15 protein-coding genes are annotated in these 13,659 nt (G+C 54.7%); 10 read left to right on the top strand and 5 right to left on the bottom strand.

What is annotated here, in order from left to right; translation table 11 throughout:
* Positions 1–30: 30 nt before the first annotated feature.
* Both ACPOL_RS02950 and ACPOL_RS02945 read left to right on the top strand, forming a co-directional pair.
* Positions 31–1,152, top strand: coding sequence for a DUF5700 domain-containing putative Zn-dependent protease (locus ACPOL_RS02950; RefSeq protein ID WP_114205739.1), 1,122 nt, complete (start codon positions 31–33; stop codon positions 1,150–1,152).
* 47 nt (positions 1,153–1,199) lie between these two features.
* Entirely contained in the window at positions 1,200–1,601 is a 402-nt protein-coding gene (locus tag ACPOL_RS02945; protein ID WP_114205738.1) for a nuclear transport factor 2 family protein, read from the top strand.
* Positions 1,602–1,745: 144 nt separating this feature from the next.
* On the opposite strand, the gene ACPOL_RS02940 is transcribed toward ACPOL_RS02945, so the two are convergent.
* A complete protein-coding gene (locus ACPOL_RS02940; RefSeq protein WP_114205737.1) occupies positions 1,746–3,797 on the bottom strand; it encodes a M13 family metallopeptidase in 2,052 nt (683 codons plus the stop codon).
* A 359-nt stretch (positions 3,798–4,156) separates the two neighbouring features.
* Between ACPOL_RS02940 and ACPOL_RS02935 the strand changes: the two genes are divergently transcribed.
* The gene (locus ACPOL_RS02935; RefSeq protein ID WP_161557165.1) at positions 4,157–4,765 is read left to right on the top strand and encodes an AraC family transcriptional regulator; all 609 of its coding nucleotides are present in this window, start codon (positions 4,157–4,159) and stop codon (positions 4,763–4,765) included.
* Positions 4,766–4,820: 55 nt separating this feature from the next.
* Here ACPOL_RS02935 and ACPOL_RS02930 read toward each other — a convergent pair whose 3' ends face one another.
* The gene (locus tag ACPOL_RS02930; RefSeq protein WP_114205735.1) at positions 4,821–5,753 is read right to left on the bottom strand and encodes a hypothetical protein; all 933 of its coding nucleotides are present in this window, start codon (positions 5,751–5,753) and stop codon (positions 4,821–4,823) included.
* A gap of 421 nt (positions 5,754–6,174) precedes the next feature.
* Here ACPOL_RS02930 and ACPOL_RS02925 point away from each other — a divergent pair, with 421 nt between their 5' ends.
* Positions 6,175–6,603, top strand: a complete 429-nt coding sequence (locus ACPOL_RS02925; protein ID WP_114205734.1) for a tautomerase family protein — start codon at positions 6,175–6,177, stop codon at positions 6,601–6,603.
* Positions 6,604–6,741: 138 nt separating this feature from the next.
* Here the strand turns inward: ACPOL_RS02925 and ACPOL_RS02920 are convergent, their stop codons facing one another.
* Entirely contained in the window at positions 6,742–6,957 is a 216-nt protein-coding gene (locus tag ACPOL_RS02920; protein WP_114205733.1) for a hypothetical protein, read from the bottom strand.
* A gap of 132 nt (positions 6,958–7,089) precedes the next feature.
* Here ACPOL_RS02920 and ACPOL_RS35975 point away from each other — a divergent pair, with 132 nt between their 5' ends.
* Complete coding sequence (locus ACPOL_RS35975; protein ID WP_114205732.1) at positions 7,090–7,305, top strand: helix-turn-helix domain-containing protein; 216 nt, start codon at positions 7,090–7,092, stop codon at positions 7,303–7,305.
* 9 nt (positions 7,306–7,314) lie between these two features.
* Here ACPOL_RS35975 and ACPOL_RS02910 read toward each other — a convergent pair whose 3' ends face one another.
* Together ACPOL_RS02910 and ACPOL_RS02905 are read right to left on the bottom strand one after the other, a co-directional pair.
* Positions 7,315–7,614 carry a hypothetical protein gene (locus ACPOL_RS02910; RefSeq protein WP_114205731.1) on the bottom strand — a complete coding sequence of 100 codons (300 nt, stop codon included), beginning with the start codon at positions 7,612–7,614 and terminating at the stop codon, positions 7,315–7,317.
* A 29-nt stretch (positions 7,615–7,643) separates the two neighbouring features.
* Complete coding sequence (locus tag ACPOL_RS02905) at positions 7,644–8,282, bottom strand: LysR family transcriptional regulator (protein ID WP_114205730.1); 639 nt, start codon at positions 8,280–8,282, stop codon at positions 7,644–7,646.
* 272 nt (positions 8,283–8,554) lie between these two features.
* On the opposite strand from ACPOL_RS02905, the gene ACPOL_RS02900 reads away from it, so the two are divergent.
* The 5 genes from ACPOL_RS02900 to ACPOL_RS02880 all read left to right on the top strand — a co-directional run bounded on the left by ACPOL_RS02900 (position 8,555) and on the right by ACPOL_RS02880 (position 13,247).
* Positions 8,555–8,788: a helix-turn-helix domain-containing protein gene (locus tag ACPOL_RS02900; protein WP_201759068.1), complete on the top strand. Its 234-nt coding sequence runs from the start codon at positions 8,555–8,557 to the stop codon at positions 8,786–8,788.
* An 89-nt stretch (positions 8,789–8,877) separates the two neighbouring features.
* A complete protein-coding gene (locus ACPOL_RS02895; RefSeq protein WP_161557163.1) occupies positions 8,878–10,134 on the top strand; it encodes a tyrosine-type recombinase/integrase in 1,257 nt (418 codons plus the stop codon).
* A 337-nt stretch (positions 10,135–10,471) separates the two neighbouring features.
* A complete protein-coding gene (locus tag ACPOL_RS02890; RefSeq protein ID WP_114205728.1) occupies positions 10,472–10,846 on the top strand; it encodes a DUF2384 domain-containing protein in 375 nt (124 codons plus the stop codon).
* An 11-nt stretch (positions 10,847–10,857) separates the two neighbouring features.
* Complete coding sequence (locus ACPOL_RS02885; RefSeq protein ID WP_114205727.1) at positions 10,858–11,487, top strand: RES family NAD+ phosphorylase; 630 nt, start codon at positions 10,858–10,860, stop codon at positions 11,485–11,487.
* A gap of 257 nt (positions 11,488–11,744) precedes the next feature.
* Positions 11,745–13,247, top strand: coding sequence for an ATP-dependent DNA helicase (locus ACPOL_RS02880; RefSeq protein ID WP_349700473.1), 1,503 nt, complete (start codon positions 11,745–11,747; stop codon positions 13,245–13,247).
* Positions 13,248–13,659: the final 412 nt, after the last annotated feature.

Genomic DNA, 13,659 nt, shown 5'->3' with positions numbered 1-13,659 from the left:
CAAGAGAGTCGTTGGCTCACTTCGGACCCGATGGAAACCGAGCATCAGGCCGTCAATCACAGCGCTCCTTGTGACGTACTCTGTTTCAACATCTTTGTTCGCTCAGAAATTCAGAGTTCAGTGGTTTCGCAGCCTTCCGTAAAGATTCACACTGAGGATGCGCGTGCGACTCTCGTGGCGCTTCAGAACCGGAACCTCACGCTCGACGAGGCTCTATTGATTGCCCGGATGCCCGGCAACCAAGGGGTGATCCGCAAACTTCAGGAGTTCCGAATTGCCTCGACATCGGAAAGCTTTGCGAACGCCTTATACGAAAATGCTCACGGCGCTCGCGTGACTGGTATTCCGGAGATCGCGATCGGGTTTGACCGTGTCAAGCCGAAGTCACAAGAGCTCCTGTCGCTTTTGGGAGAGATCGAGGCGAATCCGAAGACCTTCCAGCGAGCCATCGAAGATCGTATTAGGTTGATTACCCCTGAACATGCCGACATACACCTGGAGGGCTATGTCGTTGCGGCTGGAGACGGCGGAGGGTACGCGTTCGGCGGGACCGACTTCTTCCTAAATGTTGGGATCGCTGATGGTCTTTTAGTCGCGAAGAGCACCACCATCCACGAGCTCTACCATTCCGTGCAGGGTGCTTACGCGGCAGATCGCGCTATCAAAATTGACAATACCCAAGGACCAGTTCAAATCGCCTGCGCAAATCAAGAGCGGCTCTTTGCGAGCTTATATGAAGAGGGTACGGCGAGGTTTGTGGAAGATACGGCGCTCCTCTCTCAGTCGAAGTCGGAGGCAGCCTTCGAAATACTCGCCGATTTCAATGATGGCGCTCGACATGTACATAACGGCATTACCTTGCTGGATATGTCGATCAACGCCCTTGGAGAATCCACTTCGCTATCCTTCGAAGACGTTTACGAGGTTGGCTTTCTTGGGCATGGAGTGCTCTACGGAGTCGGCTATGTGATGGCACGTGACATTGCAGACAGCGGCGGAAGGCAGGCTATTGTCGATCTACTTAAGGAGCCGTCATACATGTTCATCCTTCGCTACGCCGAGTTGGCTAAATATGGAATTGACGATGCGTATCCGAAGCTCGGATCAAACACGGTCGCAGCAGCGCGTCGGCTCGCTGCGGGCTGCAAATAGAGATCGAAGAAAGAAGTTCATTCCGAGAAAAATTGATAGGAGCAGATATGACAAATACTACGCCTGAACAGAACAAGGCGCTTGTACTCGAGGCGTTCGATACGCTCTTCAACAAACGCGATTACGTCGCGGCTGAACGCTTCTGGTCGGCAGATTACGTTCAGCACAGCGCACACATTGCGCCTGGCCGGGAAGGTTTGTTTGACCTGATCAGAGGCATTCCCGCTACGCTAAAGTATGAGGCCGGATTGATTCTCGCTGAGAGGGACTACGTTATCGTTCACGGCCGCTTTTCCGGGTTCGGCGGTCCGGTAAGTTGGATCGCAGCGGACATCCTCCGGATTGAGGATGGAGTGCTCGCGGAGCATTGGGACGTCATCCAAGATGAAGCGAGTAGAACAGACTCCAAGAGCGGAGCACCTATGTTCGGAGAGAGCTTCCCCGCATAGACTTCAGATGACGTCTTTGCGGAAGACAGTCCTAAACCAGAGATATGAAGGTTTACCAGATTCAGCACACCCCGCAGGCAGCATGGCTGGGCCTTAGCACAGAAAAACGCCTCTCCATTTAAGAAGTCTTTAGAGGCGCCTGGTTCACCAGATTCGGACACGATCCTCCGGTGCGATATAGAGCTTATCTCCGGGCTTCACGTCGAAGGCTGCGTACCACTCGTCTAGGTTGCGAACCTCCCCATTTACACGTTGCTCACCCGGGGGATGCGGATTGTTGGTCAGTTGCCGGCGGATGGATTCTTCGCGCGTCTTGCCCGCCCAAATCTGGGCGCAGCTCAGAAAGAAGCGTTGATCCCCAGTCGTGCCGTCGAGGATGGGTGCGGCTGCACCGCCGAGTGACCGGTGGTACGCATCAAGGGATAACGCCATGCCCCCCGTATCCGCCAAGTCTTCGCCAAGCGTCAGTGCCCCATTAACGTGAACACCAGGCAACGGCTCGAATGCGGAGTATTGTTGCGAGAGGCGCTCGGCCTGAACCTTGAATTTTTGCTCGTCCTCGGCTGTCCACCAGTCGCGCAAAAGCCCCGCGCTATCCGTGTGACGCCCTTCATCGTCGAACCCATGTGTAATTTCGTGTCCAATTACGACGCCGATGGCACCGTAATTAACGGCCGGGTCAGCGTTCGGATCGAAGAACGGGAACTGGAAGTTGGCAGCGGGAAATGTAATCCGGTTGATGGAACTTTCGTACTCAGATGCGCTCGATTGCGGAACAAGATCATTCCAAGCCTCTCTGTCGACAGGGTGATGCAATCGCTCGATGGCTTCGCGATGTTTCCAGGCGATCGACCGCTCTGCATCTCCGTATAAATCCGTCGGACTGACATCAAAATCATAACGCTTCCATTTTGTGGGATAGCCGATTCCGACACTCATGGTATCCAGTTTTTTGATTGCCTCCGCTCGTGTTGCCTCCGACATCCAAGCCGCTCGCTCCAGCCGATCATGGAATGCGGCCTTAAGATTCGCAACGAGCTGCTCCATCTGGTCCTTGGCCTTTGGAGTGAAATAGTGGGCGACATACAACCTACCCAAGGCATCGCCAATTCTGTAATTTTCTTGGCTTATCGCGCGTTGCCAGCGGGGCGCGATCTGAGGTTGGCCGTAGAGCGAGTGGTTCCGAAATTCGAATGCGGCATCCACAAAGCGTTGAGGAAGAAACCCAGAGGACTGATCGGCGATATGAAACGCTTCCCAAGCCTTCAGCGTATCTAATGACGTAGCGGAGAAGACCGATGCCAAGACGGGCAGTGCGGATTTCTCTCTGATCGTGAAACGTCTTTCGCTTCCGTAATCGGCGGCCTTCAGGAATCCTCGAATATCGAAGCCCGGGACTGCTTTAGTCACTTCCTCCAGGCTCATTGGGTTGTAAGTCTTGACCAGATCCCGCTCTTGCTCGTCCCCCCAGCTAGCTTCAGCGAGTCGAGTTTCAAATTCGACGATCGAGACAGCCTGCCGCTCTGCTTCCGGCCAGTTCGCTAATCGCAGAATTGAAGCGATGTAATCCTGGTATTTATCCTTTTTGGCAGCGAGCTCCGGCTTCAAATAGAACTCTCGACCTGGTAAACCTAAACCGCTCTGCGACAGTTCGAGTACCTCATGTGTCGTGTCGCGACTGTCCGGGACGACCTCCGTTCTAATGATGGAGGCACCAAATGTCTTCGTGGTCGTCCCCATAAACTGACTCATCTCTGCTTTCGATCGGATTGCGCGAACACGGTCGAAATCGCTCTTGAGGGGTCCCGTCCCCAGTGCTTCTATCCGCTCTTGGTTCATGAACGCTTTGTAGAAATTCAAGACTTTATCTTCGTCCGGTGTCCCAGAGGGGTGAAGCAGCTCAGCTTCCATTAGTTGGTGCAACTTTGCTTCGCTCTGGTCGTCCATTATGCCCAGCAAACCGGTCGATGTTTTATCGGCAGGAATCGTGAGATTTCGAATGTAATTCCCGTTTGCATAGAGGAAGAAGTTGTCACCAGGACGAATGCTCTTGTCGATCGCACTCATATCGAAACCCCACGAGCGGCCTCCGGTCTCAGACCGGACTCTGTTAGCATCACCACCCGTTGTCTGCGAGAGCGACGATATTGTGGGGGACAAGGTCATACCTAGAGCAATAACGGCGAGTTTGTTCATGTGATGTCTCCTGAGTGCGTCCCGGGAAGGGCGCCGCGCCGGTGGCTGCAGTGCGTCTTTTGTAAGGGTGACTCATCCAATCACAGTGCGGATTGAACAGAAGCAGCGTTTTTGTAGTTTTCTGACAACTTGCGCGAAAGACTGTGAGAATGGAAAAGATACTGCCCGCAGGCCAGCATTATGGCGCAACGCTCCAAAGCTGGAGCTCTAATCGACTTACTGTAAGCCGCATACGGTACGGCGGTGGCAGTAGCTCCGACCTACACGGAAATGAGCGTGCATCAGTCATGTTCGTAGAGGAGGGCTTGTGCGTAAAGCAGATGGGGCCTCACGTCGTGGAATTGTCGCGAGAGGGGGGAATGTTCCTTCCTCCGCGATGGCTTCAGAAAGACTCCTTTCCTGAGGCCACTACGTTCCTTGCAGCCGAGTTGAGCGACCAGTTCCTGACGCTTCTTCAAGATGTCGGCCCGCAGTCTAATGAAGCCATCCTCGTTCCCGCTTCGCAATCTCTGGCTCTAAGATCACAACTTCGGACAGAACTCTCACGACCTGACGATTTCTCTCCGCTCGTATTAGAAGGAATGCTCATGACGACGGGAGCGCAGGCTGGACGCAGTCTCAGCCATCGTCATCACGGGAAACCACCCGCGTGGCTCTCGCGAGCGAAAGAACTACTGCAGGACTTCGCTGGAGCGCCGCCAAGCATCGAGGAGATTGCCCATTCCGCAGGTGTCCACCCTGCGCATCTCTCCCGAGAATTTCGGAGACAGTTTGGTTGCACCCCCGGCGAATATGGCAGGCAGATCCGTATTCAGCAGGCAAAGCTACATCTGACGAAGACGCGTTGGCCACTATCGCAAATCTCGCTGCAAAGCGGCTTTAGCGACCAAGCGCATTTTTCAAGGACGTTCAAACGCTACACCGGGTCCACTCCACTCGAATATCGGAGATCCTTTACCTCTCAATAACCGGTACGAATCGGTATCCAGCCAAGCCGTGCAGTGAGGTCTCTCTGTCCGTCTCTCACCGGCTGGCATAAACCTCCTGTGCTTTACGGAGGTCTTTGCCGATCTTGTCCGCTACCGAAACGGCGGCATTCAGGCTCTCTTTGTCTCCTCGCCGCGTGCCTTTCTCAACAGAAGTAAAGACAACTCGTCCGCTCTGCTCGGTGACCGTCACCCTGACGCGAATCGATGTCACGCCCGCAAAAAGGCCGATAGGTCCTGAAGAAGCCCGCACGGCAGCGTTTCCCTTGGAAAGGCCAACTATTTGCAGTGATAGGGAGAGTGGGGCACATCTACCAGAAGCATCGCCGATCCGAAACAGTGTGGACGTGTGTGTCTTGTCCTCTGGAAGGCTTAGCAGATGTTCGTACATAATGGCTCGGTACTCTGCAGGCATCGTGATGCCTGGCGCTGCCTGAATATCAGTTACTCCCATGGCTCCGACTGCGGCCTGAGACTGGCAGTCACCGGTAGGGCGCTGTACAGCGTCTACCGCAACACTGTTACTCTGTAGAGTTTGTGACGCCTCGAATGCGTCGGACTTTGCCATCAAGAAGACCGCGCTGTGCAAGCCACCCCTAGAATCCCGAAAGTCGAGCGTGAGGATTCCTACTTCTTTCTCCGACACTGCTCCTAGAACGGCACCCCCTCCATAGGGAATCGCAAAGCGCGCGACCTGACCGGCGGTACCTCCTTTTTCCGCACGTTCCGTTCCCAAAGCTACATTCACCAGTTGGTCGCGACCTATCTTCTCCACCGTCGACCCGCCGGCGAAGACGATTTCGTCACCACGGTATCTGAGATCGCCATCTGTGCCTTTGCGAACGTTGTCGAAGCCAACGATGTATCTTGCGTTGACAGAATTCCGCGATGGGTCCGCTATGGGACGATTCTGTTGAGCATTCGCCGCCGCAACTCCAGAAAAGGACAGGATGACGAAAGCCGCGGTCATTCTGACCCACCTCCTTTGCTCCCTGTGGTCCTCAAATTGGGAAATAATCGAATGATTTCGGAGGAAGAGTCTTTCTGGCATTTGATCTCCTGAGCACGACGGGCTGCGGTGTGTGCCCAAGCTAAGCCTCTTCTCGGTGGTGGTACAGACCAGAAAGGGCCTTTTCCCTGTAGCCCTTTCTAGCGGCCGATCGGTGGCGTTTATGTAAAGGAGTGGCTTATCGCGGCGCTCACGCAACCTTCAAGCCAATAATCCAAACATTGGATTCACGGAATTTCTAGAGCCTTGATATATGTCGATTTCACAGGAGCAGCAATCGAGGATTCCCCTAACAGATGCTTTAGGGCTATCCAAAACTGGCTCTGTTTAGTCTTGGCCTTCGGGTTTTGAAGTACGAGGATAACCGCAGAGGAAGATTCCTATGCCCCTATGGCGAATTTACGCACCCGCAAACGGTTATTCAGCCAGCGAGAAACAAAAGTTCGCGCTGGACATAACCGGCATCTATGACGCCTTCCTTCCAAGGTTCTACGTGAACGTGCTGTTTCATGATGTGGCGCCCGAGTCATTTCTAGTGGGCGGAGAGCAGCGAAGCAATTTTGTTCGCATCTCGATCGAGCACATCGCACGAACAATGGTGGATCACGAGAGCAAAGTGAAATTTCTCGGACATGTCAACGAAGTCATTGCACCTTATGTGGAACAACGAGGATACGACTGGGAGCTGAACGTTCAAGAGTTGCCATTTGATCTCTGGCGTGTGCAAGGTCTTGTTCCACCTGGAGCTGAATCGGCGGATGAGAAGCGTTGGAAGCAGGAAAATAAGGCGTCTGCGAGGACCCACTCATAACCTCCGCCATACTTTGCTATCTGCGTGGATGGTGAGGGAGTTCGGCTCATCCTGCTCACTAGCCGGCCGTTAAGCTTGCCGCGACCTCGCAATTCTTAGCATGATGAGAGCACGCAGGGAAGTGCAAATAGCGTCGACTCAAGTAACTTGTTTGTGCGAAATCGGCATGTCTGGCTTGTCTTCCTTACAATACCGCGCGTCAATAGTCTGCCGGACGCCGACTGCAATCGACAGTTGCGTCCCATCTGAAAATCTAATCAGGACCTCTTTGCCAAACTCAGGGTCGTCCAGAACAGACACCTCGGCAACCGACTTGCCTACAACTTCGGGGAATTCCAGCTTCGATTCTGACATCCTCGCGCCTCGCTTCGATCGACTCATGGTGTCCCTTATTAGGGGATCGGGTCAACCGTTCACCACACTTCAGATGTGGCAGGAAAAGCGAAACCGGAGGCTCGGAAATCTCGGAAGGGGCGCAGTCCCGCGATGAGAGATTACTACGCCGGAGTCTTGTCTAAACTAATTTCTGCGCGGCAAGAGGCTGGCCTCACCCAGCGCGAGGTTTCTATTCGCCTAGGGATGGCGCACTCCTTCATGAATAAGTGCGAATCGGGCGAGCGAGCTATCGACGTGGCCGAGCTTTGGGCTATCGGAAAGCTCTATGGTAAGCCTATGAGTTTCTTCACGCCGGACGAATCCTAAAGTGTTCGGCTAGTTGCGTGCGCATTGGGTCAGCGCCGCTCTTGCACCGATCGGGAGGGTCATCTGTGGAGGCTGTAGAACGGTCTTTGATTTGGTGACGAACGCTCGGACAAACTCGCTCACAACCTTCGAGCTGTCGTCCGCGCGGGCCGCGAGCCATTCATCGAGGCAGAGCGTTTCCTCATCAAGGGGCCTCGCAACCAACCGACCTCCGTTGAGCCTCATCGCGTTCGCCATCGTGAGAAATGCAACGCCAGGAGCCGCTGTCAGCATATGTTCCGCTTCGTCCGCGTAGAGGATGTGATCCAAACGCCTCGGCTCAAATCCGGCCTCGTGAGTCAGTTCATAATCCTGTCATAAAGAATCGGGTGCAGCTGCTTCTGGAATACGATCCAACGGTCATTCCGCAAATCGGTGAGTTTCACAGACGTTCTTGACGAGAGCGGATGTTCGCGCGGCAGAACGATATGAAGTGGTGTCTTGACCAGTTTGTTCATGGTCAACTTCGGGTTCGTGGCAGGGTCGGTGATGAGCGCCACATCGAGATGAGAACTGAGGAGATCGTGAGCTAAATCTGAAGATGGCTCACTATGAACACTGATTTCCAAATGTGGGTACAAGGGAAGGCGAATCGAGTAGAGAATCTCGATCAGAATGGGGTCAACGTCAGGGGACTTTCCGACCTGCAGAAGCGTGTCGGCCCCGTCGCGACTGGCCTTCGCAGACTCCATGGCTCGCTCGCCGTAAGCGAGCGCAACTCGGGCATGTTCGACGTAGGTTCTCCCCGCGTCAGTCAACTCCATCTTTTTTCGATCACGCTCGAAAAGTGTAGCCCTGGTTTCGCGCTCTGCGCTCTGAATGCACCGGCTCAGCCCAGATTGTGAAAGCCCAACCCTCTCAGCCGCCCGACCGAAGTGCATCTCTTCTGCTAAGGCAATTACGGCTTCGAAGTGCCGCATCTTGATGTTGTTCTGCATGGCCCGTCCCCAATCTCCACATAAGTAGGGATCACTACGCCAGCAGGCAGGTAAAGGCGACGTTCTCCACCGCCGGTACCAGATTATCCACAGAGAAGGGAGGGGATGTCAATCCTGATTCCTTTCCACTGTTTCTGGACACGAGAGTACGGCGGCGACAAACTTGTCTCGATCAAAGCTCAGTCCTTATGCGCTTGACGCATAAGCCTTGCCCTGAAACTCATTGGACTTCAGAAAACGGCACCTTCAAGGCACGTATTTTGGAGGTTCCGATGATGGACCAGAAGAAGCCCCCGGCATCAGAACGCCTACTTCCCATCCTCGGGAGAGTCGGCGTTGAGCCACTACTCGATAGTCACGCCGCAGCCGCCTTGCTCGGTGTTCATCCCCGAACGCTGCAGCGGATGGTTTTGAGAGGCGAAATCGCAGGGGTGCACGTGGGCAAATTGTGGCGATTCAGGCCTTCCGCGATTGACCAATGGATCGAGCGACAGCTGGTCGGATAAGACCCACAACCACGATTTCCGCATGGCAAAATGGTACGTACTCGGCTACGCTTAAGTCAGCCATTCGTGCCGTGAATCAAGGAGGAATCTTGATACCACGCGCATGTTACCAATTCGGAAGCCTCACCCGAAAGAAGCGGGAGAAGGGGCCTGATACATGGGAGTTTCGGTACTACGAACCGACCGAGCTGGGGGGCAGGAGACGCAAGTCCTGCATCGTCGGCACAGTCGAAAAGTTGCCAACCAAAGCTCACGCGCAGAAGGCAGTGGAAGCCCTTCTTCTAACCCTTAACTCTGAAACTCCGCAGCAGCGCATGGCCGCGGTGACCTTCGGTGCTATTTGTGACCGTTACATGCAGGAAGAGATGCCGGAACGGTACTCCACTGCGAAGTCGTACCGGTCCAACATCGTGAATCACCTGAAGCCACGTTGGGGCGAGTATCTGCTCGAAAAGATTCGACCGATGGCGGTCGAGGATTGGTTGAAGAATCTCCCTATGGCCTCGAAGTCCAAGGCGCATTTGAAGAGCGTGATGCACCTGATGTATCAGTGTGCCGCACGCTGGGAAGTCTTCAACGAGCAGAGAAACCCCATAGCGTTGGTTCGCGTGAAAGGCGGCAGTAAGCGCCGGCAACGTCCGACCACGCTGACTGTGGAGGAGTTCGAACTCATCGTTGCGACTCTGCAAGAGCCGTGGCGCTTGATGGTACAGATCGCCCAATGCCTCGGTCTTCGCGTAAGCGAAATCGCGGCGCTTCAGTGGGACGACTTCGATTTTGACAAGAACCAGCTTCTCGTTCAGCGCAGCTTCGTGAACGGCAGGGTGGACGACGTCAAGACCGAATACTCCCAGGACTATGTTCCTCTGCACCCGTCCTTGACCGAGATCGTTCTGAAGTGGAGCACGCAAGCTGTGCCTACGGAAGAAGGCTGGGTCTTTGCCAATCCGAGAACGAACCGGCCTTACTATCCCACTGAGATCCAGAAGCGGCATCTTCGCCCCTCGGGTTGCTGTGTGGTGGAATGTCCGACGTGCGGAGCGGCACCTGGTGTCTGGTGTAACCAGGATCAGAAAACCGGCAACGGCGTCCGCATGCTTTTGCATGAGACGCGCGTGAAGAACTCCGGCAAGTATGGGGCCATCGGCTGGCACACGTTCCGCCATACGTATCGTTCGTGGCTGGACGAGACCGGAGCTCCGATGAAGGTGCAGCAGGAATTGATGCGACACGCTTCTATCCAGACAACGATGAACGTCTATGGACAGGCGATGTCGTCATCGAAGCGGGAAGCGAATGGGAAGGTTGTAGAGATGGTGCTCAAGCCGTTGAAAGCGAGCGCCTGAACTGCGATTTTTCTTATTGGGAGATATTGGGAGCCGATTCGATTTTGTCGACTCCCGGAAGTTATTGATTTGATTGGTTGCGGGGGTAGGATTTGAACCTACGACCTTTGGGTATATGAGCGGCGATAGAAACGTAGTTTCAACGACTTACGAGGCCTGATCGGGAGCTTTACAGAGCCCTAAGTTGTTGAAAATAAGCATAGCACTTTTCTACTTGGGGTTGGTTTGGGGTTGAATGCCGAACCACCTCTAGTTTTCAACCCCGCTTCTCGACACCAGAGCGATACTTTGACGATACCTACACAGGACTCTATACTGCATGTAGAGGTGACCTAAAATGTTGGCGACTTCTACGTTCGCGAGTGCCGATCCAGCTCTCTTCAATCCACAGTCAGGACGACTTGATGCGTCGCGCATCGCGAGTGAAATTCAACTGCCCGTCTCAACAATCGCCGAGGCCATCGGCAAGAAGGCCCCGAGCGTTCGCAAGCATCCCGACGCAAGCAGCCTGCAGCCAGAGCTCCGCCGCGTTTACCGCATCTGGGTGGCAATCGTGGAACTTTATGCCGGGAACAAGAAGAGCGCCCGAATATTTCTGAACGCACCAAACAAGCATCTCGAAAATCAGGCCCCCGTCGAGTTCATCGAAGGCGGCGACCTCAAACCCCTAGAGGCTCTCGTCGAGGCCATGACCACTAGGCAGCCAGCCTAGCGAGGGCGACCGTGCATTCTCCCGATCGACTTTTGCGAGCCTTAGAAACCGCCCCGGTTCAGCCGTTTACGGGATTTGTGTATCGGATCATCGCCGAGCGGCACCGGGATTCACCTCTATCAGCCATTGGGTCTGTCCGATCCGGTGGCCGCTACAATGCCCCGAATAGCTTTCCTGTTCTTTACTGCGCTGATAGCCAGATGACCGCCCTGCTCGAAGTCGAAGCCCTCTTCGCCACTGCTGATGGACAGTTGAAGGGAGCCCCACGAGATCCCGATTTGGTTCTTTCAATGCGTTGCAATTTGGCTCGTGTCCTTGACTTGACCGACGAGCGCTTTCACCGCGAACTCGGAACGACTCGTCACGAACTCGTGAGCCTGTCGCCGTCGCGGTTCATTTTGAACGCACAGGGGAGGGAAACGCCGACACAAGTCCTGGGTGCAGCATGCTCTTTCAGTGGCCGCATCTCTGCCTTGAAGGTTCCCAGTGCAGCGCATAGCAGCGGCTACTGTCTCGACATCTTCCCAGACTCGTTACTCGTAGGTGAGCGAGTCCACATCATGGACGAGAGCGGCAGAATCAACGCCCAAATTGACGGCCTGATTCCTATCCCGGTGATCGCGCGAACTCGCTCCTCATAAGCCGCAACCGAATTCAAATCCTTAATACATCAAGCATTTTTGTGTCACGCAGAAGTGCGTAACGCCAAATCGTGCTGACCTCCCCAAAGGGCACGAGGCCCTAGCGCGACGCAGGGGGTACTTCGGACGGAGTGCCTGAAAGCTGACGCTTATTCTCCTGATGAATAAGCGACCCTCTCGCATTTATTGGACTCCGTGAACCGAGTGATTCTACGTTGCCCATATCGCAACCGAATCCACGGTTGATTGAGGTGCCAATGCAGATCAAAGTCAGGATCGATTCCCGGCCCATCCAGAGGTGGGCAAGACTCTTCTCAAAACAGACGCTACTCCGTGCCGCGCGCGTGATGGGGCCGACTCTGGTCGCCCTTACATTCGCCGGCGTTGCTCATGCCCAGGGAACGATGGATTTCTCCGGGGCGCAAACCTTGATGGGAACCTTCAAAACGACCCTTTTGAAATCGGTTCGGGAAGCAGCCGAAAAACGCGGCTATGTCGTCGAAGGCTTCGCCCCGACATCCCGCGCCGCCAACCAGCTCCGCGACGCCGGTATCTCTGCCGACACCCTACAGGGTTTCCTCGTCCGTCCCGGCCAGACGAACCCCGACCGTCATCTCTACTTGCTCGATGAATCCAGTCTCGCCAGCACGAAACAGGTCCGTGACTTCCTTGCTAAACTCGAATCCAGCGACCGAGTGTTGCTCATCGGAGACACCCGCCAGCATCAGGGCGTCGAAGCGGGCAAGCCTTTCGAGCAGTTGGTCAACGCCGGGATGAAGACCACCCAGCTTGACCAGATCGTGCGTCAACGAGCAGTCCCGGAACTGCTCAAAGCAGTCGAGCATCTGTCGCGCGGCGAAGTCGCGGAGGGCGTCGCCCTGTTGGAACAACAGGGGCGCGTCACGGAGATTCCCGATGCCCAACAGCGTATCGCGGCGATTGCACGAAGCTACGCTGCTAACCCGGATAACACCATCGTCGTCTCGCCCGACAACGCCTCGCGCCGCCTGATCAATCAGGCCGTGCGTTCCGAATTGCAAGCCCTCGGCACAGTCGCCGCAGAAGATCATGCGATGCGCGTGCTCGCGCCGCGTTCCGATATGACCGGAGCCGATCGTACCTGGGCCGCTCGCTATGCCGTGAATGACGTACTCCACTATGCGCGCGGCAGTCAGGACATCGGCATTGAAAAGCAGAGCTATACGAAGGTGGTTGCTACCCAATCCAAAGACAACCTGCTTACCGTTCAGAAAGAGGATGGAACAACCGTCACTTACAACCCTGCGCGGTTATATGGCGTGACCGTCTACCGTGAGTTGGAACGGGAATTTGCTGTAGGCGATCGTTTGAGCTTTACCGCTCCCTCCAAAGAGCTAGGCGTTGCCAACCGTGACCTTGGCACCGTGCAACGCATCGACAAAGACGGCCAACTCTCCGTAAAGATGGACAACGGCAAAGCGGTCAGCTTCAATGCCAACCAAATGCGCCACTTCGATCACGGCTACGCGGTCACAAGTCATAGTTCCCAGAGACTCACGGCAGAACGTGTCATGGTGAACCTCGATAGCCACGTTCATGTAGACCTCATCAACAAGCGTTTTGCATACGTGGCCGTGTCGCGGGGATCGCATGATGCCCATATCTATACAGATAATGCGGCGTCTCTTGTCGAGAAACTGTCTCACGATGTAGTGAAATCATCCGCACTCCAAACCGGACAACAATTTGCTGCGGACCAAAGTGCGTCATTGCAACTGTAGAGGGTCTCGCTTGCCGTTATGGTTAACGTCCCACCACGATCAGCCCTAGCTTAGTAGCAATCTCAGCAACATTAGGGCCGCCTTCCAAGTATGCTAAGCGGTTTAGGATCAATGGAAGTTGTTGATGCTATGGGTGTTACGGGAAATTGTTTTGGGCCTGGATGGGACCATTTGGGCTCATTTCGCTTCCTTTGTGTACGCTATTTGTACGTCGACCCAGTGTTTAGGAGGCGTTTTGTAGTTCTGGGCCAAGGCGAATCCCCCTTGGATTTCGGTGGTGATTGGTTGCCGGGGCTGGGGCAATAGGCATTCAACCTCTCCGATTTGGCCGGGCTCATAATCCGAATCGGACGGACTGCTAATCCGGATTAGACGCTATAATAATCCGAGATGGTCGACGCCAATTTCCAAT

The organism is Acidisarcina polymorpha (genome assembly GCF_003330725.1).
Taxonomy (GTDB): domain Bacteria; phylum Acidobacteriota; class Terriglobia; order Terriglobales; family Acidobacteriaceae; genus Acidisarcina; species Acidisarcina polymorpha.
The sequence above is the reverse complement of the archived record's forward strand: the minus strand, read 5'-3'. Positions and strand labels throughout refer to the sequence as shown.

Excerpts from the sequence above, each read along its gene's own strand:
- ACPOL_RS02950 (WP_114205739.1), top strand. The coding sequence starts at position 31 with ATGGAAACCGAGCATCAGGCCGTCAATCACAGCGCTCCTTGTGACGTA.
- ACPOL_RS02945 (WP_114205738.1), top strand. The coding sequence starts at position 1,200 with ATGACAAATACTACGCCTGAACAGAACAAGGCGCTTGTACTCGAGGCG.
- ACPOL_RS02940 (WP_114205737.1), bottom strand. The coding sequence starts at position 3,797 with ATGAACAAACTCGCCGTTATTGCTCTAGGTATGACCTTGTCCCCCACA.
- ACPOL_RS02935 (WP_161557165.1), top strand. The coding sequence starts at position 4,157 with ATGTTCCTTCCTCCGCGATGGCTTCAGAAAGACTCCTTTCCTGAGGCC.
- ACPOL_RS02930 (WP_114205735.1), bottom strand. The coding sequence starts at position 5,753 with ATGACCGCGGCTTTCGTCATCCTGTCCTTTTCTGGAGTTGCGGCGGCG.
- ACPOL_RS02925 (WP_114205734.1), top strand. The coding sequence starts at position 6,175 with ATGCCCCTATGGCGAATTTACGCACCCGCAAACGGTTATTCAGCCAGC.
- ACPOL_RS02920 (WP_114205733.1), bottom strand. The coding sequence starts at position 6,957 with ATGTCAGAATCGAAGCTGGAATTCCCCGAAGTTGTAGGCAAGTCGGTT.
- ACPOL_RS35975 (WP_114205732.1), top strand. The coding sequence starts at position 7,090 with ATGAGAGATTACTACGCCGGAGTCTTGTCTAAACTAATTTCTGCGCGG.
- ACPOL_RS02905 (WP_114205730.1), bottom strand. The coding sequence starts at position 8,282 with ATGCAGAACAACATCAAGATGCGGCACTTCGAAGCCGTAATTGCCTTA.
- ACPOL_RS02900 (WP_201759068.1), top strand. The coding sequence starts at position 8,555 with ATGATGGACCAGAAGAAGCCCCCGGCATCAGAACGCCTACTTCCCATC.
- ACPOL_RS02890 (WP_114205728.1), top strand. The coding sequence starts at position 10,472 with ATGTTGGCGACTTCTACGTTCGCGAGTGCCGATCCAGCTCTCTTCAAT.
- ACPOL_RS02880 (WP_349700473.1), top strand. The coding sequence starts at position 11,745 with ATGCAGATCAAAGTCAGGATCGATTCCCGGCCCATCCAGAGGTGGGCA.